Raw genomic sequence first — 22,859 nt, 5'->3', positions numbered from 1 at the left:
GTGTTGAAGTATCTGCGTTAGGGATTTTAACTTTCCCTGATCAGCTTGAAGGCGCCTTCGCCTACGAGCTCGATTAGTTCAACCAGAAATCCGTTTTGCGGTAATACCCGGTAATCCTCCGACAAGGCAAGAGTCATAGTCTTGCCGTTAACCAGGCTCAAGAACACGGGTGTGGGCCCAGGATGCGACCGGATAATGATTTGCAGATGATCTATAAAGTCCTGAGTCATCATGGATTTTGATATGGTGAGCACCAACTTGGTGTTCTCGGCATTTTTTATGGCATCGCTTACCCCATTTGCGCTGTTCTTTCGACCGATTGCGGCGATATTTCCCTTCGACCCGCCGTTGGCAGCCTTGCGCCGGGTTTTGCCGTTACCTTTTGCGGTTGGGTCGAACGCCGTTATCTCCTGCGCGAGAAATTTGAACTCATCCTCTTTAATATCGAGCTTGCCCTTAACGAGCACCAGCTTATCCTCGGCAAGCAATTCACGATACTGCTCGACTGCCTTCGGGAAGCAAATCACTTCAACCGAACCATCCAAATCCTCTAAGTCGAGGAAAAGCATAAGGTCGCCCCTCTTGGTGTTGACCTTTTTAATTTTGGTAATAATGCCGCCGATGGTGCCGTATGTGCCGTCCCTTTGCTCTTTTAGCTCTGTTGTTGAAAACTCGGTTTGGTTCTCCAGAGCCTCGCTTAAGCCCAGAAGCGGGTGGTCGGAAACGTAGAGGCCGAGCATCTCTTTTTCGTACGCGAGAAGCTCGTGCTTATCGAACTCGGGAATCGTTTCATCAATCGGATCGTTGACTTCGTCGTTATCGGCCGAACCCGGGCTATCGCCAAAATCAAAGATCGTAAACTGCCCCGCTGCTTTATCCTTTTGACGCTTAATACCCATATCAACGGCGCCCTCATAGGTTTGCAAGAGCTGGCGGCGGCTTACCTTGCACGAATCAAACGCCCCACCTTTGATCAGGCTCTCAATGGTACGTTTGTTAAGCGAACCCATATCGACACGACGGCAAAACTCATAGACGGATTTAAACTGTCCGCCGTGCTCGCGCTCGCTGATAATAACGTCGATAACTCCCTCGCCTACGTTGCGAACCGCCGACAAACCGAAGCGAATCGCTTTTCCGACAACGGTGAAATCGCGATAGCTTTCATTAACATCAGGCGGCAGGATCTCGATGCCCACCCTGCGGCATTCGTTGATATACTGAGCGACTTTGTCCTTATTGCCCATAATCGACGTCAGAAGAGCCGCCATGAAATCAACCGGGTAATGGGCCTTTAACCAGGCCGTTTGCCAGGAGACAACCGCGTATGCGGTCGAATGAGATTTGTTGAAGCCGTAACCGGCAAAGTAAACAATCAAGTCGAAGATCTGCCCGGCAAGTTTTGAATCAACGCCGTTTTTCTCCGACCCGCTTATGAATTGCTCGCGGAATTTAGCCAACACTTCGGGAAGTTTCTTGCCCATCGCTTTCCTGAGCGTATCGGCTTCACCCATCGAAAAACCGGCAAGCGTCGAGGCGATACGCATGACCTGTTCCTGGTAAACCATAATACCGTAGGTCTCTTTGAGAATCGGCTCCAGACTGGCGTGCGGGTAGCTGATCGGTTTTCTGCCATGCTTGCGCTCGACAAAGTCTTTAACCATGCCCGAGCCGAGCGGCCCCGGCCGGTAGAGCGCAAGAAGAGCGATAATATCGGTAAATGCGGTCGGCGCGAGGTCTTTGAGAAGTGCGCGCATGCCCGAGCTTTCAAGCTGGAACACGCCGGTCGCCTCACCGCGCTGCAACATGTCAAACGTTTTCTTATCGTCAAACGGAATCGTGTCGACGTCGATATCGATACCGCGCGTTTTCTTAATATTCTTAATCGCATTATCTATAACCGTAAGCGTGCGCAGCCCCAGAAAGTCCATCTTAAGAAGGCCGATCTTCTCGATGCAGCCCATGTTATACTGGGTGACGATTTCAGCCTCGCCCTTGCGCTGGACCGGCGTATGGTTGGTAAGCTCCTGGTCGGCTATAACGACGCCGGCCGCATGGATGGAATCCTGGCGGACAAGCCCCTCGAGCTTGCGGGCCATATCTATGACTTGCTTGGTAAGCTCGTCCGCCTCGTATGCTTCACGAAGTTCCTGGGATGCACTCATCGCTGCGTCGATCGTCCACTGGCGCCCCTCGCTCAAACCGTCGGGGATGAGCTTGGCGATTTTGTCCACTCTGCCGTATGGGATATCGAAGACGCGGCCCGCATCGCGGATCGCAGCCTTTGCCGCCATCGTGCCGAAGGTAATAATCTGCGCAACCTTGTCTTCGCCATATTTCCGCGTGACGTATTCGATAACTTCCGGGCGGCGTTCGAAGCAGAAATCGATATCGATATCGGGCATGCTTATTCGCCCTGGGTTCAGGAATCGTTCGAAGAGCAGGTCGTAGGCCATCGGATCGACATTGGTGATCTCGAGTGCATAGGCGACCATGCTGCCGGCTGCCGACCCACGACCGGGGCCGACCTTGATGCCATTCGTCTTCGCATAGCGCACGAAATCCTGAACCACCAGAAAGTATCCGGGGAATCCCATCTGCTTGATGACGCCCATCTCATACTCCAAACGTTCTTTGTAGTTCTCGGGCGCATCGGGGTATCGCTTTTCAAACCCCTCTTGACACAATTTCTCGAAGTAGGTCTCGACGGTGAAGCCATCGGGAATCTCATATTGCGGAAGCAAGTACTCACCGAATTTTATTTCGACATTGCAGCGCTCGGCTATCTTTAGGGTATTTTCGATAACATCCGCTCGGCCCGGAAAGAGCGCTGCCATTTCATCCGCGCTCTTTAAATAAAACTCCTCGGTCTCGAATTTCATCCTGGTAGTATCGCTCAGTGTGGAGCCGGTTTGGATGCAGAGCAACACATCATGCGCTTTGGCATCTTCCTTATTTGTATAGTGAATATCGTTTGTCGCTATGATCGGAATACCGGTTTCCTCGTGTAAGCGAAACATCCCTTCGTTGACTGCTTTCTGCTCTTCAATGCCGTGATCTTGCACTTCGAGGAAAAAATTGTCCTCACCGAAGAGCTCTTTGAAATACAGTGCCTCACGTTTGGCCGCTTCGTAATTATTGCGCATGAGATGGCGCGCGACCTGCCCAGCGAGGCATGCGCTCGACGCGATTAACCCTTCATGGTGCTGCTCGATGATTTCCTTGTCGACCCGCGGTTTATAGTAATAGCCGTCGAAGAAGCTCAGCATGACGAGCTTCATCAAGTTGCGATACCCTTGCTCGTTTTCAGCAAGAAGAACCAGGTGGGTATAGCGATCATCGTCGCTTCCCCGCTCCTTGTCGAAACGGCTGCCCGGCGCAACGTATACCTCGCAGCCGATAATCGGTTTGATGCCTTGCTTCATCGCCTCTTCGTAGAAGTTTATAGCGCCGTACATAACACCGTGATCGGTAAGAGCGATCGCCGGCATGCCGAGTGCTTTGGCCTTTGCGACCAATTCTTTTAAGCGCGACGCACCATCAAGCAGTGAGTATTCAGAGTGCGTATGAAGGTGAACGAACGACAATTGAGCTCCTTAGGATTCTTCGAGTTTCGCTAGGGTCTGCCTAGCAAGGCTATTATACCCTAATGGAGAATGCTTAGGAACAATGAAGTAAACCGTCGGAACAGAAGGGTCTAAAGGTTATGGTAAGCGTTTATCCTGCTGTTATAGTGAGGCCTTAGCGGAAATTGGTTTGTTAAAATCATCCGGTTTAAACGGGGTTTGCTATGCTAAGACCAGTAGTTGTACCAGATTAGGCGCTGGCGCTGGCTCCGACGTTAGTAAAGACAGCGGTCTTGTTTCCGCCGTTTTTCCTGGCTTGCTCGAGCGCGAACTCGGCGGCGCCGATTAAGAGGTCTTTTCGAACCGCGTCGGTCGGGTACGTGGCTATCCCGATGCTTATCGTTAGCTGTGCAGTCCCCTCACAAGCCGTAAACTCATGCGCTTCAATGGCCTTGCGAATCCGCTCGCCGACTGAATAAGCAACGCTTGCGTCGGTATCGTTGACAATGGCTGCAAATCCTTCGCCGTCATATCGCGCGGCTACATCGTAATCTCTGATCAGCTTCTTTATGAGCTTGGCAACATCCAGAAGCGCCCTATCGCCCAATATGCGGCCGTTCTCTTCATTGAATGCTTTGAAAACATCGATGTCGCACAGTAGAAGCGAGACGGTCTGCTCGGCCCTTGATGCCCGGTTAATCTCAATATCGAGCTTTTCGAGAAACGAACGGTCGTTTTCAAGGCCCGTCAGAAAGTCGGTGCTCGATTTCACTTCAACTTCATGCTGTTTTTCGCGCAATTCAGTGAGCAAACGCTGTTTTTCTTCGCGATTGCTAAAGAGCTCGCACGCCATTAGGTTAAGCTCATACGAGAGTTCGCCAAACTCATCATATACCATGTTGTTCGGTATGCCCGCCGAGTTACCGGTTGCCTCACGTGCACAAGCAAGCAGTTTTGAAAGCGGGGTAAAAACCTCTTTTTTGTGAACTACAAAGAGAAATCCGCAGAGCGCTATTATGGCGATGAGCGCCTCTGCATACGTCAACATAGCATACCGTTCAACGGTTGCTGCCGGCACGCCTTTCGCATATATTGCAAGCATTGCTTGCGCTCCCCCGCGACTTTGAATAAGCGCGGTTGTATAGACCATAGTTCTACCATTCGTAACTTTTAGCTCTCCGTAGTACGGATGGCCCGGCTGAAGCGCATTTAACGAAGGCGCATTAATAGCTGCGCTCGACGCAAGCAAAGCCCCCGTGTTGCGCGCTACCTCTTGTGCCTCACCCGACTCGCCGGCGGAGTACAGTACAACAGCTTGTATATCGGAGCTGCTTCCGGCGATTTCATCGAGCACTCGCTCGCTAGTGCGGGCATCAGTAATGTTGAGCGAACCAAGTCCGGCTACTGCGGCGTTTGTAATAGCCAACAACTGCTCTTTGCGCTCTTGTCCAATAATCTGGGTGTAATGATTCAGGGTGAATGAAGCGAAAATCGTAAAGACGGTAGCGACGAGAACGATCGATATAATGCTCAACTTAAATGACAGATGCGCACGCCTATCATCTAATAAATCGAGCTTATTCAATAGGTACCCCTTAAGTAATAGCTATTAATACCATATCGGCATCGGTAGCTGCTAACTTTAAGTGCAGGGATATCTCGGAGCGGGGGGTAGTTAAGTCATCGCGCCGGCTATTAATCTTCCATGCGGTCTAAGATAAGGCGGTAGCCGTCGGCGCCATATTCGAGGTAGCGCTTTACCCTGCTAATTGTAGCGGTGCTTGCGCCCGTGTCTGTTGCGATATCGATATAGGTTTCGCCGGCATCGAGTTTTCTGGCGACTGCCCAGCGCTGCGCCATCGATTTGATTTCAGCGATAGTGCATAAATCCTCGAGAAACTTGTACACTTCATCCCTGGTTTTAAGCTTCAGGATTGCTTCAAAGAGGTCATCGACCTGATCTGTCTTTATCTTGTCGTCGACGGACACAGTACACCTCCAAAATAGCGGGAGTTCAACAGATTACCACTTTATTATTTTAGCATAAAAAAGTATCGCATTCTGCTTCTGGAAGCGAGGGTTTACAAAAAGATTTTTGTTCATAGTGAGAGCACGTGTTTGCGCTTAAAATGCGCTTATTCTAAGGTGCGCCACAATAACCTGCTGGAATCGAGTTCGTACGTTATAACGGTCTGCTCATACAGGTAGCTCAGGTACGCTTTTACGGTGTTGAGCGAGAGGTAATACTGCTGCAGCGACCGTATCGCCAGACCGTAACGCATACATATCTCTTGTAGAACGGTTGTCGCCTCGGCGGGTACGGTAAGGATATGTGCGATATCATCGGTCAGCGCTTGTATCCGTGTCGCATTAAAAGTGGCCAGCTCCGATATGTCGCCGGTAGGAGTTGCGTGCGAGGGCACAAAGCTTTTCGCTCCTACCGTGCCGAGCCGCTCAATCGATTTCATCATACGCCCGATATCCACGGCATATACGAGGACAAACCGCTCCCACGCTTGCTGGGAGAACACGCTGTCGCCGCAGAAAAAAACATCATCGATGATTACTCCCATCTGATTCGGCGAGTGCCCGTCAAGCGGCACGACCTTCACCTGTTTGGCTCCAATCGTCACCTCGGGCGTTTCAAGCAGCTCATCAACCGGCGATTTAGTACCCATGAGAATTCGCTGGGTGAGTTCTTGCGGTGGATTGGCGCCGTAAATATAGAACGGTTCCAGCGATGGATTTGTCATAATCGCTGCTTCAACCGGCGGTGCGTAGACCTTGCATCCGGTTTGCTTGACAATATAGCTATTGCCGCCATAGTGATCGGCATGCGAGTGCGTATTGAGTATTGCAACCGGGCGCAATTTTTCGGCCGCAAGCGCCGCTAAAATCATTTGGGCTTGTTTGTCGCCCACGCCGGTGTCGATGACCAGGCACTCACCATCGCCAACGCGGATAACGCCGTAGTTCTGGTGATTCGACAAGTAGTATACATCTTCGTTAACCTGGACGAGCTCGGGCATCGTTATCGATCTCCCCTTTGTTGCCTCTATTTATCTTCATTTATAGCCTATATGAAACAAGTTTAGCAAAAATGCGCCCGCAGCCCCGGCTCATGCCGGTCATCTCTGCTTCATTCAAGTCACAAGCCGGAATCAAGAGTTTGATTCCTGTGATACACGGAATAATCAATATATCAAACAAATATCCTTCCAACGCGAACCTCCCTGAAAGGAGGTATAACGGCCATGATGAATCCTACTTCGGATATGAACAACATGACGCGAGCTGAGGCCGAGCAGATTAGCAGAAGCTGGTGGCTATTCCTCGCAAACGGTATCTTGTCGATAATTGCTGGAATTATTATTTTAGCCATAAATTGGACACTGCTCTCTCTAGCATACTTCGTTGGTGCGGTCCTGATCGTGCGAGGTATTTTCCAGATGTTTTCCCCATCTTCTAGCGGTGGTTCGAGGGTCTGGAATGTCACGATAGGTATTATAAGCGCCATCATCGGTATCGCGATAATTGCCTATCCGTCGTTTGCAGCATTCTCTCTTGTTACATTAGCCTTATTTATCGGAATTTGGCTTGTGATTTCAGGAATTGCGGCTATCGTAGGCTCTATTGCCAATCGTGACAATATCAACTACTGGGGGCTCGGGCTCGCCGCAGGAATTCTAGTGACCACTCTAGGCCTATTTGCACTGTATCGCCCGATATTAACGCTCGCTGTCACCATCGCGGTAGTCGGAATCTGGGCTATCGTGATCGGCACTATGGAAATCACAACGGCGTTTGAAATGCGCAGATTGCCAGAAATGATTTCTATGAGAGCTGCACAAGCCGGGCCTTCTGAGAAACGCGTTGCGTAGAACCTTAGTGGGCCGCAGAACAAAAACGAATGATGATGTAATCAGGTTAGACGCCCTTCCTAGTGAGGGCGTCTTGTTCTTCGTTATTTTTACCGTTTTATCGACAGTGTAAATAGCGCCAGATCGTCAGATAATTTACCACCGGCACAGCGCATAACCTCGTTAAATATGAGCTGCGGAATGGCGTTGACTGAGATCCATCGATGACGTTCTTCTCGAGAATTATAAATACCCGCTACAACGTGCCGCACCTCTGTACCTGTTTTCAGCGCTACCATAGCAGGATGTCTGTCTCCGGGTAAATCCGAGCTGTCTTCGTGAATTGCCTTCCAACGAGGATCGGTTGATGTTAAACCCTTCATCTAGTCAAGCGTCAGTCCCAATATTCGCTCGGCAGCTTTATTAGCGGTGATTATTCTGCCTTCGGCGTCTTGGTAGACCGCCCCCTGCGCCATGGTCTCAAACATCGTGCGGTATCTCTCTTCCGATTCTTGTAGCGCTTCTTCAGAGCGCTTGCGCTCGATAATCTCATCGATGGCTACTTCGTAGAGTACGTTGCGACGTCGCAGCACAAAATACGATATAACGATAGCGAGCACTGTGGCGAAAATTATGGTTATTATGTTGGATTCAAGGAGGGTTTCCGTCGGAAAAAGCAATCGTTTAACTCCCCGGTATAATATCTGCTTCCGACACGCCGGGCGCCCTGAGCCGCCTTTTGCGATTACTCGTATCGTAGAGCATCGATCGGATTAAGCAACGCAGCTCTCGCCGCCGGATAGATACCGAAGATCAGGCCGACGGCGCTCGATACACCGACAGCCAGCAGGATAGCGCTCGTCGTGACGATAGGGGTAAATCCTATGCTCGGCGCTATAAGCCTACCGACAAGAACGCCCAAACCGATACCGATAAGGCCGCCGAACACCGTTAGTAAAAGCGCTTCCGCTATGAACTGGCCGAGAATATCGCTGGTCTTTGCCCCTACGGCTTTTCGCAAGCCGATTTCACGAGTTCTTTCGGTAACCGATACCAGCATGATGTTCATAATGCCGATGCCGCCGACCACCAGCGAGATAGCGGCGATACCGGCAAGAAGCGATGTGAGAATACCCGTTATCTGGTTGACCGTCGATAGCAGGTCGGCCGAGCTGTTGACGTTAAAATCGGCCAGTTTCGAATTGGTTATCTTGTGATTTGCAAGAAGCGTCTTTGTAATATCGTCTTTCGCTTTATTGACGTCGCCCTCGGTCTTGGCCTGCACGATAATCGAGCTGAAATTATCCGTATTAAAGGTTTGCTGTGCCGCTGTATATGGAATAAACGCCTGGTTATTTGGGTTGCTGAAGCCGCTTTCGTTGGCTTTCTTCAGCACACCAATAACATTATACGATGTGTTCTCAACGGTAAGCGTCTCGCCAACGGGATTTTTATTACCGTAAACGTCCTTTGCGAGTTGATTGCCCAAGACAACCGCTTTCGCTTTAGTATTTATGTCGTGCGCATTGTACAATCTACCATCTTGAATGCTTAAATTCTCGATTCCGAAATAGGAATCCGAGGTGCCCAGCGCGGTAAAACGCTGACCGCCTGCTGTAGTCGTAAGCACAGTAGAGCCGGAAATCTGACCGGTAAGGCGTCTAATCTTAGGGTGTTTAGCTGTATCCGAAAGCGATCTTAAATCTTGCAGTGTTAGCGTCGAGGCGGTCTCCCCTAAGCCGCCCTGCGGACCTCTTCCCTGATTACCGCTAGAGCTGGATGAGCCGCCCCTAAATCCGGAGCCGGGTAAAACAATAATATTGGTGGCACCGAGTGTTGATATCCGATCCGAAATACTAGCTCTTACCCCTGTGCCGAGCGATATAAGCGCAATGACGGAACCAATCCCGATGATAATCCCAAGAATAGTAAGAAAGCTTCTGCCTTTATTAGCGAAAATCGCCTTTAAGGATTGCCTGATTATCGTTACAAGTTTCATGCCGCCCGACCTCGCTCACATAATAATCTGTCGATATAGCGCTTAATCTGCCCCGCATACGTTGACGATACGATTTCGCCATCTCTGAGCCTGATGGTACGATCGGCATACCGTGCGACATCGCGTTCATGAGTGATGAGAATAACCGTCGCACCGTTCTCGTTAATATCGCGAAACAGCTGCATAATCTCTTTTGACGTTTTAGTGTCCAGGTTTCCCGTGGGCTCATCGGCAAGTATGATAGATGGATTCATAATAAGGGCGCGCGCAATCGCTACTCTTTGTATCTGCCCGCCCGATAATTGATTGCTCTTGTAGCTGATGCGATCGCTAAGCCCCACCTCATCGATTACCTCTATTGCCCTCGTCCTGGCATTAGGCAGCCTCCCGTATATGGTCGGCAACAGGACATTGTCGAGCACCGTTGTCCGGGCAAGTAAATTGAACTGTTGAAACACGAACCCGATCTCTTGGTTGCGGATCACGGCTTGTTGCTGCGACCTAAGCCCGCTGACATCCTGGCCGTCGAGAATATATATTCCATAGGTCGGCGTATCTAACAGCCCCAAAATATGCATCAACGTCGATTTTCCTGAGCCGGATGGGCCCATAATCGCGACAAATTCGCCTCTGTCGATTGTCAGATCGATGCCTTTAAGGGCGACTGTGTCTTCTTCACCCGTCCTATATACTTTTCTAAGGCTATGCAGCTCTATTACCGTGCTCATTTCAACCTCTTCTTTCAGCTCCGGATGCAGACCAACTGCAGCCTTACTCTAGCTAGCTCGAATGAATTAGAGCGGTGTTTACCCTTTCGGGTTCTCGGCCAGTGTTAGCGAGACATTGTCTTTCTTGCCGTTTCTAAGGAACGTAACATCGACTGTGCCCCCAACTTTGCTGGCTCTCATTGCAGCAACAAGGTCGGCCATTCCCGTAACCTTCTTACCGTTAATAGCGATGATAATATCCCCTTTCTTTAACCCCGCCTGCGCCGCCGGATCGCCGGGGGTAACTTGCACAATTAATACGCCTTCATCGATATCCGGATTATTCTCGATTTCCCCTTGCGCGAGATCATTAACATCGCCACCGAGTATGCCAATGTACGGATGGCTTGCTTTACCGTTTTGGATGAGCTGGCCGGCAACGCTTTTTGCGGTCTCTATAGGAATGGCGAAGCCGATGCCGTCGTTTGCCCCGGTAGAGGATATTATGAGCGTGTTAATGCCGATAACTTTCCCGGTTGCATCGCTCAAAGCGCCACCGCTATTGCCGGGGTTTATCGGAGCATCGGTTTGAATCAGGTCGGTATATGTTGTACTGGTCCCACCGGGCTGGTCTGCCGGCACCGTAAAGTTACGGTTGAGTCCGCTTATGATGCCGGAGGTGACGGTATGTTGGAAGCCGAATGGACTACCGATGGCAACTGCCGGTGCGCCGATTGCCAAGTTTGTTGTTGAGCCGAGCTCTGCGGCTTGTAAGCCGGTTCTGTTAACTTTGATGACCGCGATATCCGTCTCTGGGTCCACTGCAACCAGCCTGGCCCTCTCTTCGTCTGCTCCGATATTGACGGTGATGGCCTGAGCCCCCTCCACAACATGGTTGCTGGTGATAATATAGCCATCAGCCGTATAGATAACGCCCGATCCTTCCGCACGTGCAGAGCCAGATTGTGATGCGCTCTGAGAGTTCGCAATAACGCCCACATTGATTACCGACGGCATAAGGTTTCTTGCCGCCGTCATGGCCGGCGTTACCAGCCCGCTCGTATCGACGGCTGCTTTTGGCGTACTCCCCGAACTGCCGGTTTGCTGCACCGGTTGGGCGCCAAATACAGTACCAGGCGTGCTGCCATACATATAGGGAAGTGCATAGGCAATAACAAAACCCCCAATGATCGCGCTCAACAACATGGCGGCAACCACGAATGCCATGGACACGCCCCCGGTTCGTTTACTTGGAGGATTCACCTCGTGGGGCACCCAGCCCTTCTCGGTGCGATCGCTTCTCTCTTCCATGCCAGATCCTTTCACGTCTATTAATCATCAATAATGCGTGGTTTCTCCGATCTACGCTTTGGCGTCTCTTCCGCCGTGCTCATCTAATGTAGAAATACCCATTATGACGGCCAACGCAACGCTAAAAAAGCCATCTTACATACTTGCCAAGGACACAGAGCAGCAACGGCTTAAATGAACAACTTTTTAAGGCTTAATTAATATGGATTAATAGATCGTGGCAGTTTTTTCGGGTACGCATTGCATAAAAACATATAAGATAACCGCTTCACCGAGCGGTTATCTCTGGTATTTATATGCGTTCTAAAAATGTATTCGTTCTTATTTCTTCATTCCGGTGTAAATAAGAATAGCGTCTCTAAAGAACTCTGCTGTTCCGGGTTGCTTCTCATCATAATATGCCGTAAATCTTGCATCATCGACATACATCTGAGCAAGCCCCGCATGCGCTTCTTTGGTGTATCCATCCCAATAATTGCTTAACCATTGGCGATGCAAATCTGCGGCTTTTTGGGCCAGCTCACCCGCAGGGTCACCGGTTGCAAACGCTTCAGCAAGCGTAGTCATGACATCAACAGACAATTTTTCAACTTCAGCATGTTGCTCCTCGGTCATGCCTTTGAGCTTCTTATTCGATTTGTCGACTTGCTCGTCTCCGTATTTTGCTCGAGCCTCTTTGCCGTATTTTTTCTCATTGTCATCAATCATTTTTTGTTTAAAGCCTTCAAACTTTTCCTTGTCACTCATTGTGATCCTCCCTTCCGTCAGGGCCAACGTTTTATCGACATTAGCTATCAAGGTGTCTAATTGTTCTCGCTTTTCAAGAAGTTTTTCGCGGTGTTCGCGCAGTGCGCTTTCGCCATTAAAAGACGGCGCAGATATGATGTCTCCGATACCTTCCAAACTCACACCAAGCTCTCTGTAAAAAAGTATCTGCTGCAGTCTATTTATCTCAGCTCGACCATAAATGCGATATCCTGATGAATTAATTCTTGCCGGCTTAAGTAGTCCGATTTCATCATAATAGCGCAGCGTCCTAGTGCTAATACCTGCTATTCGCCCTAGTTTATGCACTGTGTATTCCATGTTCTCACCTCCTGACACAAAAAGCATATACCTTTACGTTACGTAAATGTCAACAGGCTTTAGAGAAGAATTCTTATCTGAAATAAGAAAAACCGCCCTACAAAGCGGTTCTCTCCTGTGTTATTATGCCCCTGAAAAATGCATACCCGGATCGGGCAATCTTAGAACTATTGGAGCAGTTGTGCTTATGCGTATCTGTTTAGGCTTAAGAGGCTTTCGCCCACTTGCCAGAGAGGGCACTCCAATTGCTCTATTCTTCATCCCCTTTTGTCTTGTTTAGGTGCTTGTTTGTTATGTAAGACACCGACGCAATAAACAATAGCAGCATCGATACCACCAGCCATTCAAGCCAGTACGTGTTACCAAAGAACCCGGAAACAATATCAACAATCGCCACCATAAAACAGAAACCGCTGAAAAGCTTTGATATCTCTTTTTCATATAACAAGGCAAAGCCCACGAAAAACACGGCAGTGCCAAAAAAGATATAATTGGTTATTGACCAAAACGAGTGAGGAGCGAGTTTGTCCTCTGAGAAGTATCCGGTCATGATAAAAGCGAAAGAGGTTGAAACTCCGAATATTTGGGCAATACTCATAAATAATTTTTGCTTGCCCTTTTGGCCTTTATACCAATCCTTTAGCCCTATAAAAAAGAGCATTAAAATAAGTCCGCCCAAAATTCCCGACAGGCGGTAGTAAATTGCCCCATCGGGGTTTAAGTTATTGTTTCCCAGATCGCTTAGCCAATTCCCCTTTGGGCCAAAAGACAACGGATAAAAAGAGTAGGATATTACAGCCAACCCCAGATAAAAAATTATAGCTAAAGCCCCCGATAAAGGGGTCATCGGTAATTTTTTCAGGTTTAAGCTCATTGATTTGTCTTTTCTTGTTTTGCGTTCCAAGCAAAATATATAAGAGCTAAAGCAACTAAACCGACCGAAAGTTCAAGCAAAGTGTAGCCAAAAGGTGCGACCTCGGGTTGCATTAAATGTAATTGGTCGGCGAAAATTTGGAAAATATTAAGAACGCCGGCGACAATGGCAAAATTTGCTCCGAGCTTTGGCCGCTTGAAAATCAGGGGAATAGTTGCGATTTCTGTAACTAGAATGGCGAGAAAAAGCACCAGCCAAATCATCGAGACATTGTTTTGAGGCCTGGTTTCAAAGCCAATTGGCGGCGGAAACTCTAATACGGTTAGAATTAAAATTGTGATAACAGATCCGAGTACTCCTCTTTTTGCCCATTTTAGATTCAATATACGATTTATTGCAGGCACTTGATCCTCCTATAATTTAATTATTTTTCAAATTTGACGCTGCACCATTTTTTCATATGGGAAAGGCTTGCTATGCCTAATCACTTGATACGGTTGTTGCGAAGAAACTGAGCAATGCGGTTAATTACGATCTCGGGCTGGTCTGATATCAGCATATGTCCGGCGTCTGGGATAATTTCGGCCTCGATATGAGGAATGAGTTGTAGCGCTCTATCTACTGCAGACTGTGCGTTATACATGGCTTCTCCTTCGCCAACAAGCAAGAGCACGGGCATTTTGAGGTTTGCGAATTCATCATCGCTAAACATGGGCCGAAAAGGAATCCTGGACCGCAGACACATTGCGCCAGCCATTATCCTCTCCGCTTCGGGCTCTTTGGAACAATGCCCCTTAGCAGTCATCCCCCGAACAAGCCACTTAGCAGTAAGTCGAGACGGGAAATATATCATCGGTATGCCATGAAGCGCCCACTTTAGGGTAGGGGGCCCAAAGGATGGCACCCCAGGACAGAGCAGGATGAGCTGCTTCACCCGGTCGGGAGAGTTTAAAGCGAAATTCACAGCCAGGAAACCACCGTAAGACAACCCGGCGACATCGGCCTGTCGAATCTTAAGTTGATCAAACAAATCTAATAGCCACTCAGCGTAATCAGATCGACTGTTAGGAGGGTGGGTTGGGTTGCTCCTGCCAACATCATCAATTTGGTCAAGTGCATATACCAAGTGGCTTTTACTAAGCTCACCAATAGCAGAAGACCACATCATGGCGCTCGCCCACTGACCATGTAGGAGAATCAGCGGCGGTGCATTTTTCTGCCCACTGACAATGATGTGTGTGGTTCCAAACCGTGTCGGCAAATCAAGTTGCTCGTATGATACAGGCCAGCGTTCCAATGCTTTTTCATACAAGGCCATACATCTTGATTTTCCTTCGGAATTTTTGTAAATCGAGAGGATGTCTGTCATCGTTGCTCCAGCCCTTTTAAGTTCGCTAGCTATTTTGGTCATAGCATCTCCCTGAACAAATAGTTTTACTCTTGTATCAAAAGTTGCTGCTTTTGCACCAAGTTCCTTTGCGATAGCCTCTGCAATCTTCTGAGTATTACCATAATTTGAATCAAAAACGACAAGTGCTTTCATATTACCTCTTTATGAACAGTGCAATTAAAACAACAATGGTTGTTGCAATAGCCGGCCACATATGGAAGTTGACACTGCTTGCATCTGCTTTTCCGGAAAACTTTATCCAAAGTCCACAAATTAATGTGGATACGAGCATTACTACTGCGAGTACAATTAAAATTCTCGCCATTATATTTCTCCGTTTTATTACTTAACTTGACCTAGCAACATACAGGTAGAACATGATCCAACGGCTACTTGTTCTTACTATAGGATAAATGGCAACTTTTTCAATGATTTTCAGACCCCCGGCCGGACAATCTTCGAACCAAAAAATGGCTGTTCAAAGCCATTTTTCATAATCTATGTAGTTTTTGGTCCAAATCATAGCAAAATTTCGAACCGATATTTTAGCTCTACAGAGCCCTAAATGCTATAATCTACCATATTGGCTCCCCGGATTCGCACTTATTCAATAATCTGGCAGAGATTGCCAGTTTGATTGCCTAGCCAAAGATGGGGCTGCCTATCACAATTAATGCGCATTTACACATAAAATATGATATGTCGAGAAGATACCTAAATATTGTACCGAAAGGTACGAAAAATTGGTAACACCATGCGCTATTATCTATCGCTAAAATAATCACGGATGAATTCTGAGGGCGGTAGGATTTTGATACTTTTAAACTCTTTCAGGTTCTTTAAGTGCTTATCTCCTGAAACAATAAACTGCGCCTTTGCGTCAAAAGCACATTCGAGGATTCGGTTATCGGATTCATCATCTTTAACCTCAGAGAGCTTAACTTTTGGATCGACGAGGGTTGCGATTTTAAGAATAAGTACTAACCGTTCATCAGCCTCAGCTTCGCTATAGCGAAATTTCAGCATGAGAACGCGCTTGAATTCGGCAAGGATGGGCTTAGAGGTACAAAGCTCAATCTCACCTCTCCTGGCAAGTTCGATAACTTGATCAGAGGATTCGCTAATCAGTGCCAGCGCCGAGATAAGGACATTGGTATCTAAGACTACTTTTGGTCTTAAGAGTCTCATGAGGTCTGCTCGCGGAGTTCCCCAATGATGCGCTCAACGTCTTCGTCTGAAGTAACGCCTAAGCTTCTGGCCCGCTCCGCGGTTTCCCGCTGTAGCTTGCGCCACGTTCTGGTGTCAACATATTGTCTTAAGGCTTCTCTAAAGAGCTCACTTCTAGTTCTGCCTTCTTCTTTGGCAACTTCCTCGGCCTGCTCGTAAATCTCTTCCGGCATGGACACGGTTATGACTTTGTATTTTCCCAACATAATCACCTCCTGTTATTATTAATTATTATTAAATATTATTAACAAATAATAGTCAAGAACATTTTTGATAACTTAAATGTAAAACCAGGGGCGGATTCGAACTTTTCCAAAAATAGAAAAATGGCCCGTCAAAGCCATTATATTGTGGTTTGAATAACGTCCAACCCGGGGTTATCAAATTATTCAAACCGTTATTTCGGCTCTACAGAGCTTATATTTCCAGTTTGAATCCAATTGGCTCCCCGGATCGGGCAATCTTCGAACTTTTGGAGCAATTGTGCATGTATGCTAGTGCCTAAAGCCTCGAATCTAATTCTTTATGCCTATAACACTAGAGGCAGATATTGCAGACCCTTCGATTTTTTGTTCAAATTCGATTTTCCGGTAGTGTTTACAGGAATATTTTAGATATTCGTTAAGTTCATCCATATCTATTTGACTGGATTATACTTGGAATAATCCATCTCGCCTTTTTCGTGGACAATATTATTCCTCGCATCATTAAGCTCCTCAAAGCTATTAAATAATGGGTCTTTCTCATTGAATCCAAGCTCTTTTAGCTTGTCGAAAATACTCATGCGCTTATAGGGTTTTTGTGTTAAATCATAACCTTTTACAATTCTCAACAGCACATTTACATGGGATTCAATTGAGCATGCCATTAAGATTATTGCAGCCCTAGCGTATCTATAGATTTCTAAAACTTGAGGACCAGCCGAGCTACCTTGCTCCTCAGTTATTTCAAATTGTTTTTCGGCTTCCACTCCCTGATGATAAAAATCGATGACATCGAGGAAGAATTCTTCTCTTGGATCTACTATGATAGCTGACACTTGCATTTAAACCTCCAAATATCGTTAATTCCATAAATGTTATTTTACATATGAATTTCTGGTTTCTTTTTCCGGAAGCTAGAATGGCACTTCTTCAATATCCGGTTCACTCTCTGTTTCAGTGTCCATAAACAGTTGTGTTTTTACAATGCTTGCTATTTCGCGAACGAAACTAGGGCAATATGCAGGATGTGTCTCATGCATTTTACGTGCAATAAAACGTGCTATCTGACCTTTGTTCTGATTGCCAACCGGCTTAATTAAATCCTTAGCTTGAGCCTCCCAATCATCTAGCAATGCGGTTTCACCAGGAAATGTGCGGGTAAAATCCTTGCGCAATGCGGTTTCAAAATCATTCTCTAGAATTAGTAGGGGTGTATTTGGCTCGGATCTGCAGCTAATTGTTTTGTATATATCGATATTCTCAATTATTTCATCGAGTTCTAGGCCAAAGCAACTCTGCAGATTAAGATTTGATTTTCTCTTAGCCCTCATTTGGCCATTTGCATCGGTACCATCATCATCGTTATCAAATACGACCATGATAGGGGTCTTGTACTGACTAAACAATCGCCAATATTTGGGAATTTGATTTTTGCCCTTCACTGCAATGATGGATATTCCTTGCAAATCACAGTCAATACACTCAGCGACTAAAAGTTCGGGTAGTGTTAGTTCTTCCGTCTCACCCTCAACTAATATCAGAAACTTTGCGAAGAAGCTCTCGTTCAAACGGTGGTTTGATGTTGTTTTATAAAATTCAGTAATATTGGCTTCGCAAACCTTATTAGCCGGAACACCAGTATTGCGACATTGTGCAACAAGCATGCTTTTGGACACCAGAACGAGCGACGTATGCATCTTGTTTGGCTCTTCATCGTCTTGCACTTTAATAACTTGGCCAATTGAATCGAAAAATTCTGTATCAACGAAAGAGCTAGAATGCGTTGAAATAATCACTTGAATTCCATTATTAGCGATATCTCGAAGAATCTTATAGAGATGTCTTCTGGCTTGCGGGTGAAGATATATTTCAGGCTCTTCTAAGGCAAGAATCCCGCTTATCTCATCAGGGGTATTTCGGAAGTTAACCGTATAACTTCGCAACAAGGCTAAAAGAACCATATTTCTACTTCCTTCACCAAGTTCGGAAAGATCTAGCGGCTCATCACTTTGGTTAGGGTCCGTAGCGAGTATGTGCATGGTTTTAAAGTAGTTAGATGGAGTGAACGGCTTAAAATCTATGGACAATCTAGCAGGTGTATCGGCCTGCATTTCCTGAAAATACCTAGCAAAATCGTCCTTAAAGTCTGTGAACCCATCTACTTGATCAAAGACGCTAGCAAGCTCATTGTATTTTTCTTGAAGTTGGCTTTGTAGTGGAGCTGCACGATTATGAAAAGCCTTTCTAATTTTCCCGATAAGTGTCCAATCATAAAATGATGTATGTCTATCGAAAGATCTATCAGCACCAAGATAAGTACACGGACATTTCTCTTTGAACTCGTTTGACATAAAGGTATCCTGACCGACACCAAGCCTCTTGAACCCCTTATAGTCGCCCTGATTAGTCCACCATTTAAAGCCAGCTACTGCCCCAGTATCGAAAGTTAGGGAAATTTTAATTTCATTTGTTTTGCACCGGTTGTAGAAATCATGGTCTTCTAACTTCTCACTGCTAAACCAATCGCTACCAAGAACATTGTTAATGGCCCGAATAATGTTTGACTTACCGGCATTGTTTGCGCCTACTAGAATTAAAATTCCAGACTGAGGGAATTCAAATCTTATGTCTTTGATAGAACGAAAATTGGCAATATTAACATACTTAAGTTTCATATTTATAGGCTAGCCCAAATAGGATTGACTAGCAATAGTTAGCCATTTTAGACCGGATCGGATTCGAACTTTTGGAGCAATTGTGCTTGTGTGCATAATTCAGCAAGGCTAAAGCATGCGCCTTTTTACTAGGTGCATATACAATCCACTATGTTACTCTAAGTTGTCATATTCTTCATCAGTTACTGGTTCCAGCCACTCGACGACTCCCGCCGGAGTATCATTGCTAATCGCAATATGCACAAGCCAACGATCCGATGTGGCACCGTGCCAATGCTTTACATTCGGATAAATCTTCACTACGTCCCCTGTCTGAATTACCTGAACCAGCATGCCTTCTTCCTGATAGTAACCCTTGCCGCCGGTAACAAGCAGAATCTGGCCTCCTGGATGTTTGTGCCAGTTATTTCGTGCGCCTGGCTCAAAAGTTACGTTACCTATCGAATAATTAAAGGTATTATCATTAGAAACTAGCGTTTCAAGCCATGCTGTCCCCATGAAATAGTCATTCGGGAGTTTTTCACCTTTCGGGAAGATTATGCTTTCACTTAAATCGATCGGTTTATTCATGTCTTATTCTCCATTGATTCATTAAGGATTTTTCGAAGAGATACTGTAAAACATTACTAACTTGGTCAATGATTTTCATGATTCTCTCTAGCTTTATTTAGAAGGGTCGTCCGCCAAGGCGGACGACCTTATCGCTACCAGTTTCAAAACGTACTGGGCATATCCCTTCATGTTGCAAGAATACGGCCAATTACCGTATGCCCGGCAGGGGCAGCGTCGAGTTATCGATAACGTAACGGAAGCGAACCTCCTTAGCGACGACTTTGTTGTATGCCTCGTTGACCTTGTTGATCGGAATAACCTCTACGGAGGCGGTGATGTTATGCTCAGCGCAGAAGTCGAGCACCTCTTGGGTTTCCTCAATACTGCCAATCAGAGAACCGGCGATGGCGGTGCGCGTCAATGTTACGTAGGTCAAATCGATTGCCTCGGGCGGAACAGGAGCCAGCGCACCTACTGTTACGAATGTTGCGTCATGCTTAAGAAGCGAGATGTACGGCTTCATGTCGAAAGCTTGAGGAATCGTCGCTAATAGAAAGTCAAGGGAAGCGGCTCGTGCAGCAACGTCGTCTGCGTCACTCATCGCCACAACTTCGTCAGCACCGAGTTGCATCGCCTGCTCCTTCTTATCGGGGGTTGTCGTGAAGGCGATTACCTTCTCGGCACCCCTCGCCTTGGCGAGCTGAACCGCCATGTGACCGAGCCCCCCGATGCCAGCTACGCCTACAATGTGCCCGGCGCCAACGTTCCAATACCGCAGCGGCGACCACGTCGTGACGCCTGCACAGAGGATTGGGGCAGCCTTCTCCAGCGGCAATGAGTCGGGAATGCGCAACACAAAGTGCTCGTTTACAACGATCTCGTCCGAATATCCCCCAAACGTTACCTCGCCGGTCCTTGGATCCTTTGAGTTGTATGTGAAGACCGGTGGTGGTGACTGGTACTGCTCATCCGAGACGCCACGCTGATCCTCGGATCCCCAGTAAACCATGCAGCCGACGCCCACACGGTCACCCACCGCATACTTTTTAACATTGCTGCCGACTTCCTTGACGATGCCGACAATTTCGTGGCCCGGCATGCACGGGTAGTTAGTCGTGAGAGCCTCGCTCCACTCATCGCGCACCTGATGGATATCGGAGTGGCAGATACCGCAGAACTTGATGTCAATGCGCACATCCTCGGGACCGACAGGCTGCCGCTCAAATTCAAAAGGGGCGAGCGGTTCAGTGGCGCTAGGAGCGGCGTAACCAATGTTGGAAGGCATATCATTCTCTCCTTTCTTCGATATTACTCATCTTGGATTTGACGTAAGCACAGTACCAAAAGACACGTTGAGTTAATATGAGCAAAGTTCCAAAAATATTCTCCCAGTTAATGATCATTTGATAGAACGCGCTTTATATTATTCCCCACGACCTATTCACTATAACTACTCAGCGCGAGCCATTACATGGAGCCGCAGATTACAGTGTTCCAAGCCATTGAGACTGGATTGCGACATTGTAAACGCAAAAAGCGAGCCACTTTAGGCTCGCTACCTGATGTATTATTCTGCTTGGATTTAAGGCCATCCCACAAAAACCTTAATTGTATAGAGAGCATCTAGTCGCAATATTATTGCAAAGGAACTGAAAACAAAAAAGATTTTGGCCTGGGGAAGCCATAATCTACCAGTGCTCCCCGAATCGGGCAATCTTCGAACTTTTGGAGCAGTTGTGCCTTTATGCAACCGTCTAACCTTATTGTTTCTTCTTTTTTGCAACCTTTTTCTTTGCGATTTGAGCAGCTTTTAGTGCTGCTGTGTCGAAATCATTACCTATGCTTTTTGCTTCGTTCTTCTTGTACTGATCAAAGTGCTTTTCGGCTATTTCTACTGCTAGCTCATGTAATACTTTGCCAGCATCAGTTAAGATATCTCTGTCGTTTAGTTTTAGGAAGCCGTGTAGTTTTTCTATCCAATCCTTCATATACATTGGTACGCGCCGCATAGCCTGGCCTTCAGCAAACACAAGATACTGCTCAACAAGATTGTTGAGTGCAAGCAGTTCCGGTCTTTCAAATAGTTTTTAGCGATCGTCACATCATCTTTGCGGGGTTTTGTACCGCGCCACGAAGTAAGACCCATAAATGGCTTTTGGCTATCAGCGCGAGAACTTATAATCTCGGGGGCTGTTTGGCCGGTAATAGCGTAGTGGACTTTGTTTTGCACCGTTTTAAAAAACAGGATGCTTGTTTCATCGGTCGGATCATAATCAACACTGGTCGCATAGATATCAGTGATCTTTCTGTAAAAGCGTTTTTCAGAAGTGCGGATATCTTGAATGCGAAGCAGTAATTCTTCGAAATAGTCAAAAGGTAAATCTGGGTTCTTAAGGCGTTCATCGTCTAATACAAAACCTTTGACGATATATTCACGCAGACGTGCTGTTGCCCATTGGCGAAATGCTGTTGCGATAGAGCTTTTAACACGATAACCAACAGAGATGATGAGATCGAGATTGTAAAAATCGACTTCTCTTTCGACTTCTCTTTCGCCTTCATTTTGAACTATTCGGAATTTCCTAATAGTTGAATCTTTGCTTAATTCTCCTTCTTGGTAAATGTTCCTTATGTGTTCATTAATAGTTGGAACAGTAACCTGAAAAAGCTCGGCCAAGAGTTTTTGCGTGAGCCAAACTGTTTCGCCGTCAAAACGAACGTCAATCTTAGTTTGGCCATCTTCGGATTTATAAATGATTAGTTGTGATTCTGGATTGTTTTTCATCATCGTAGTATTCTCTTCGCTTTACTTTGCGCCCTCATTATACAACAGGTTTGCATGGCCTAAAATGGGATTTTGTCGTGTTGGCCTTTTCTGAGCAAAGGATGATCCTGGGATCTAGTAATCTTCGAGCTTTTAGAGCATTTGTGTTTATGTGCTTAGTATTAATTAAAAACACTAAAGATAGTTTCTTTAAGTCTCGATTCCTATAAAACCGCCGTCTTCAAACCGAGCATGGAAATTTTCTTTGTTGCAGCCTGTCATTTTGCCACAATGAGGACACTGAGCTTGGTTAGCAAACAAAGTTGAGGTATCAAATGACTCGCTGTCGCCAATCCATATCGGAGAACTAAACCACTGTTGACAATGCAAGCATCGGATAGAAATTTCAGTCGTTTTCGACATATTAAACTCCTCTATTAGTATTGATGATTCACATTATACTACGGTTGTGTTATTAGAAAAAAAGCAATTTTCTCAGTATTTTTAGACCCCGGAGCGGTCAATCTTCGAACCAAAAAAATGGCTGTGCAGAGCCATTTTCGATAAATTGAGTTATTTTTGGTCCAAACTTTCGCAAAAATTCGAACCGATATTTTAGCTCTACAGAGCCCTAAAACGCCTGTA

General features: G+C 46.7%; 21 protein-coding genes and 1 pseudogene. 1 reads left to right on the top strand and 21 read right to left on the bottom strand.

All coding sequences use genetic code 11. The features are described 5' to 3' along the window. Window positions 1-26: 26 nt before the first annotated feature. The 4 genes from VGK02_05995 to VGK02_05980 all read right to left on the bottom strand — a co-directional run bounded on the left by VGK02_05995 (window position 27) and on the right by VGK02_05980 (window position 6,595). On the bottom strand, window positions 27-3,587 hold the full coding sequence (locus VGK02_05995) for a DNA polymerase III subunit alpha (GenBank protein HEY3374595.1): 3,561 nt from the start codon (window positions 3,585-3,587) through the stop codon (window positions 27-29). A 229-nt stretch (window positions 3,588-3,816) separates the two neighbouring features. Beyond that, the gene (locus tag VGK02_05990; protein HEY3374594.1) at window positions 3,817-5,151 is read right to left on the bottom strand and encodes a GGDEF domain-containing protein; all 1,335 of its coding nucleotides are present in this window, start codon (window positions 5,149-5,151) and stop codon (window positions 3,817-3,819) included. Between the two features lie 110 nt (window positions 5,152-5,261). Further along, on the bottom strand, window positions 5,262-5,555 hold the full coding sequence (locus VGK02_05985; GenBank protein ID HEY3374593.1) for a YerC/YecD family TrpR-related protein: 294 nt from the start codon (window positions 5,553-5,555) through the stop codon (window positions 5,262-5,264). A gap of 146 nt (window positions 5,556-5,701) precedes the next feature. Further along, a complete protein-coding gene (locus VGK02_05980) occupies window positions 5,702-6,595 on the bottom strand; it encodes an MBL fold metallo-hydrolase (GenBank protein HEY3374592.1) in 894 nt (297 codons plus the stop codon). A gap of 225 nt (window positions 6,596-6,820) precedes the next feature. Here VGK02_05980 and VGK02_05975 point away from each other — a divergent pair, with 225 nt between their 5' ends. Continuing rightward, window positions 6,821-7,447, top strand: coding sequence for a DUF308 domain-containing protein (locus tag VGK02_05975; protein ID HEY3374591.1), 627 nt, complete (start codon window positions 6,821-6,823; stop codon window positions 7,445-7,447). An 89-nt stretch (window positions 7,448-7,536) separates the two neighbouring features. Here the strand turns inward: VGK02_05975 and VGK02_05970 are convergent, their stop codons facing one another. From VGK02_05970 to VGK02_05890, 17 genes and pseudogenes are all read right to left on the bottom strand, one after another. After that, window positions 7,537-7,809, bottom strand: a complete 273-nt coding sequence (locus tag VGK02_05970) for a hypothetical protein (GenBank protein HEY3374590.1) — start codon at window positions 7,807-7,809, stop codon at window positions 7,537-7,539. Then, complete coding sequence (locus tag VGK02_05965; GenBank protein ID HEY3374589.1) at window positions 7,810-8,106, bottom strand: PAS domain S-box protein; 297 nt, start codon at window positions 8,104-8,106, stop codon at window positions 7,810-7,812. A 65-nt stretch (window positions 8,107-8,171) separates the two neighbouring features. Next, window positions 8,172-9,425, bottom strand: a complete 1,254-nt coding sequence (locus tag VGK02_05960) for an ABC transporter permease (protein ID HEY3374588.1) — start codon at window positions 9,423-9,425, stop codon at window positions 8,172-8,174. After that, entirely contained in the window at window positions 9,422-10,153 is a 732-nt protein-coding gene (locus VGK02_05955; protein ID HEY3374587.1) for an ABC transporter ATP-binding protein, read from the bottom strand. Before VGK02_05955 ends, VGK02_05960 begins: the two co-directional genes overlap by 4 nt. 78 nt (window positions 10,154-10,231) lie before the next feature. Continuing rightward, on the bottom strand, window positions 10,232-11,443 hold the full coding sequence (locus VGK02_05950; GenBank protein HEY3374586.1) for a trypsin-like peptidase domain-containing protein: 1,212 nt from the start codon (window positions 11,441-11,443) through the stop codon (window positions 10,232-10,234). Window positions 11,444-11,764: 321 nt separating this feature from the next. Further along, window positions 11,765-12,529: a MerR family transcriptional regulator gene (locus VGK02_05945; GenBank protein ID HEY3374585.1), complete on the bottom strand. Its 765-nt coding sequence runs from the start codon at window positions 12,527-12,529 to the stop codon at window positions 11,765-11,767. Between the two features lie 250 nt (window positions 12,530-12,779). After that, window positions 12,780-13,403, bottom strand: coding sequence for a hypothetical protein (locus tag VGK02_05940; GenBank protein ID HEY3374584.1), 624 nt, complete (start codon window positions 13,401-13,403; stop codon window positions 12,780-12,782). Continuing rightward, window positions 13,400-13,807, bottom strand: coding sequence for a hypothetical protein (locus VGK02_05935; GenBank protein HEY3374583.1), 408 nt, complete (start codon window positions 13,805-13,807; stop codon window positions 13,400-13,402). The genes VGK02_05940 and VGK02_05935 overlap by 4 nt, the downstream gene beginning before the upstream one ends. Window positions 13,808-13,887: 80 nt before the next feature. After that, window positions 13,888-14,946, bottom strand: coding sequence for an alpha/beta fold hydrolase (locus VGK02_05930; GenBank protein ID HEY3374582.1), 1,059 nt, complete (start codon window positions 14,944-14,946; stop codon window positions 13,888-13,890). Window position 14,947: 1 nt separating this feature from the next. Continuing rightward, window positions 14,948-15,118, bottom strand: a complete 171-nt coding sequence (locus VGK02_05925) for a hypothetical protein (GenBank protein HEY3374581.1) — start codon at window positions 15,116-15,118, stop codon at window positions 14,948-14,950. Between the two features lie 437 nt (window positions 15,119-15,555). After that, entirely contained in the window at window positions 15,556-15,981 is a 426-nt protein-coding gene (locus VGK02_05920) for a putative toxin-antitoxin system toxin component, PIN family (GenBank protein HEY3374580.1), read from the bottom strand. Next, window positions 15,978-16,226 (bottom strand): ribbon-helix-helix protein, CopG family, encoded by a 249-nt coding sequence (locus VGK02_05915; protein HEY3374579.1) that lies wholly within the window; start codon window positions 16,224-16,226, stop codon window positions 15,978-15,980. The genes VGK02_05920 and VGK02_05915 overlap by 4 nt, the downstream gene beginning before the upstream one ends. A 431-nt stretch (window positions 16,227-16,657) precedes the next feature. Further along, on the bottom strand, window positions 16,658-17,059 hold the full coding sequence (locus VGK02_05910) for a hypothetical protein (protein HEY3374578.1): 402 nt from the start codon (window positions 17,057-17,059) through the stop codon (window positions 16,658-16,660). A gap of 78 nt (window positions 17,060-17,137) precedes the next feature. Then, window positions 17,138-18,898, bottom strand: coding sequence for an AAA family ATPase (locus VGK02_05905; GenBank protein ID HEY3374577.1), 1,761 nt, complete (start codon window positions 18,896-18,898; stop codon window positions 17,138-17,140). Between the two features lie 153 nt (window positions 18,899-19,051). After that, on the bottom strand, window positions 19,052-19,468 hold the full coding sequence (locus tag VGK02_05900; protein HEY3374576.1) for a cupin domain-containing protein: 417 nt from the start codon (window positions 19,466-19,468) through the stop codon (window positions 19,052-19,054). Between the two features lie 190 nt (window positions 19,469-19,658). Further along, entirely contained in the window at window positions 19,659-20,735 is a 1,077-nt protein-coding gene (locus VGK02_05895) for an NAD(P)-dependent alcohol dehydrogenase (GenBank protein HEY3374575.1), read from the bottom strand. Window positions 20,736-21,210: 475 nt separating this feature from the next. Next, window positions 21,211-22,235, bottom strand: a pseudogene (locus tag VGK02_05890) (virulence RhuM family protein). Window positions 22,236-22,859: the final 624 nt, after the last annotated feature.

The sequence above is a fragment of the Candidatus Aquicultor sp. genome (assembly GCA_036504445.1).
GTDB lineage: Bacteria > Actinomycetota > Aquicultoria > Aquicultorales > Aquicultoraceae > DASXVE01.
Note: the sequence above shows the minus strand (reverse complement) of the source record. Positions and strands in the feature narration are given on the sequence as shown.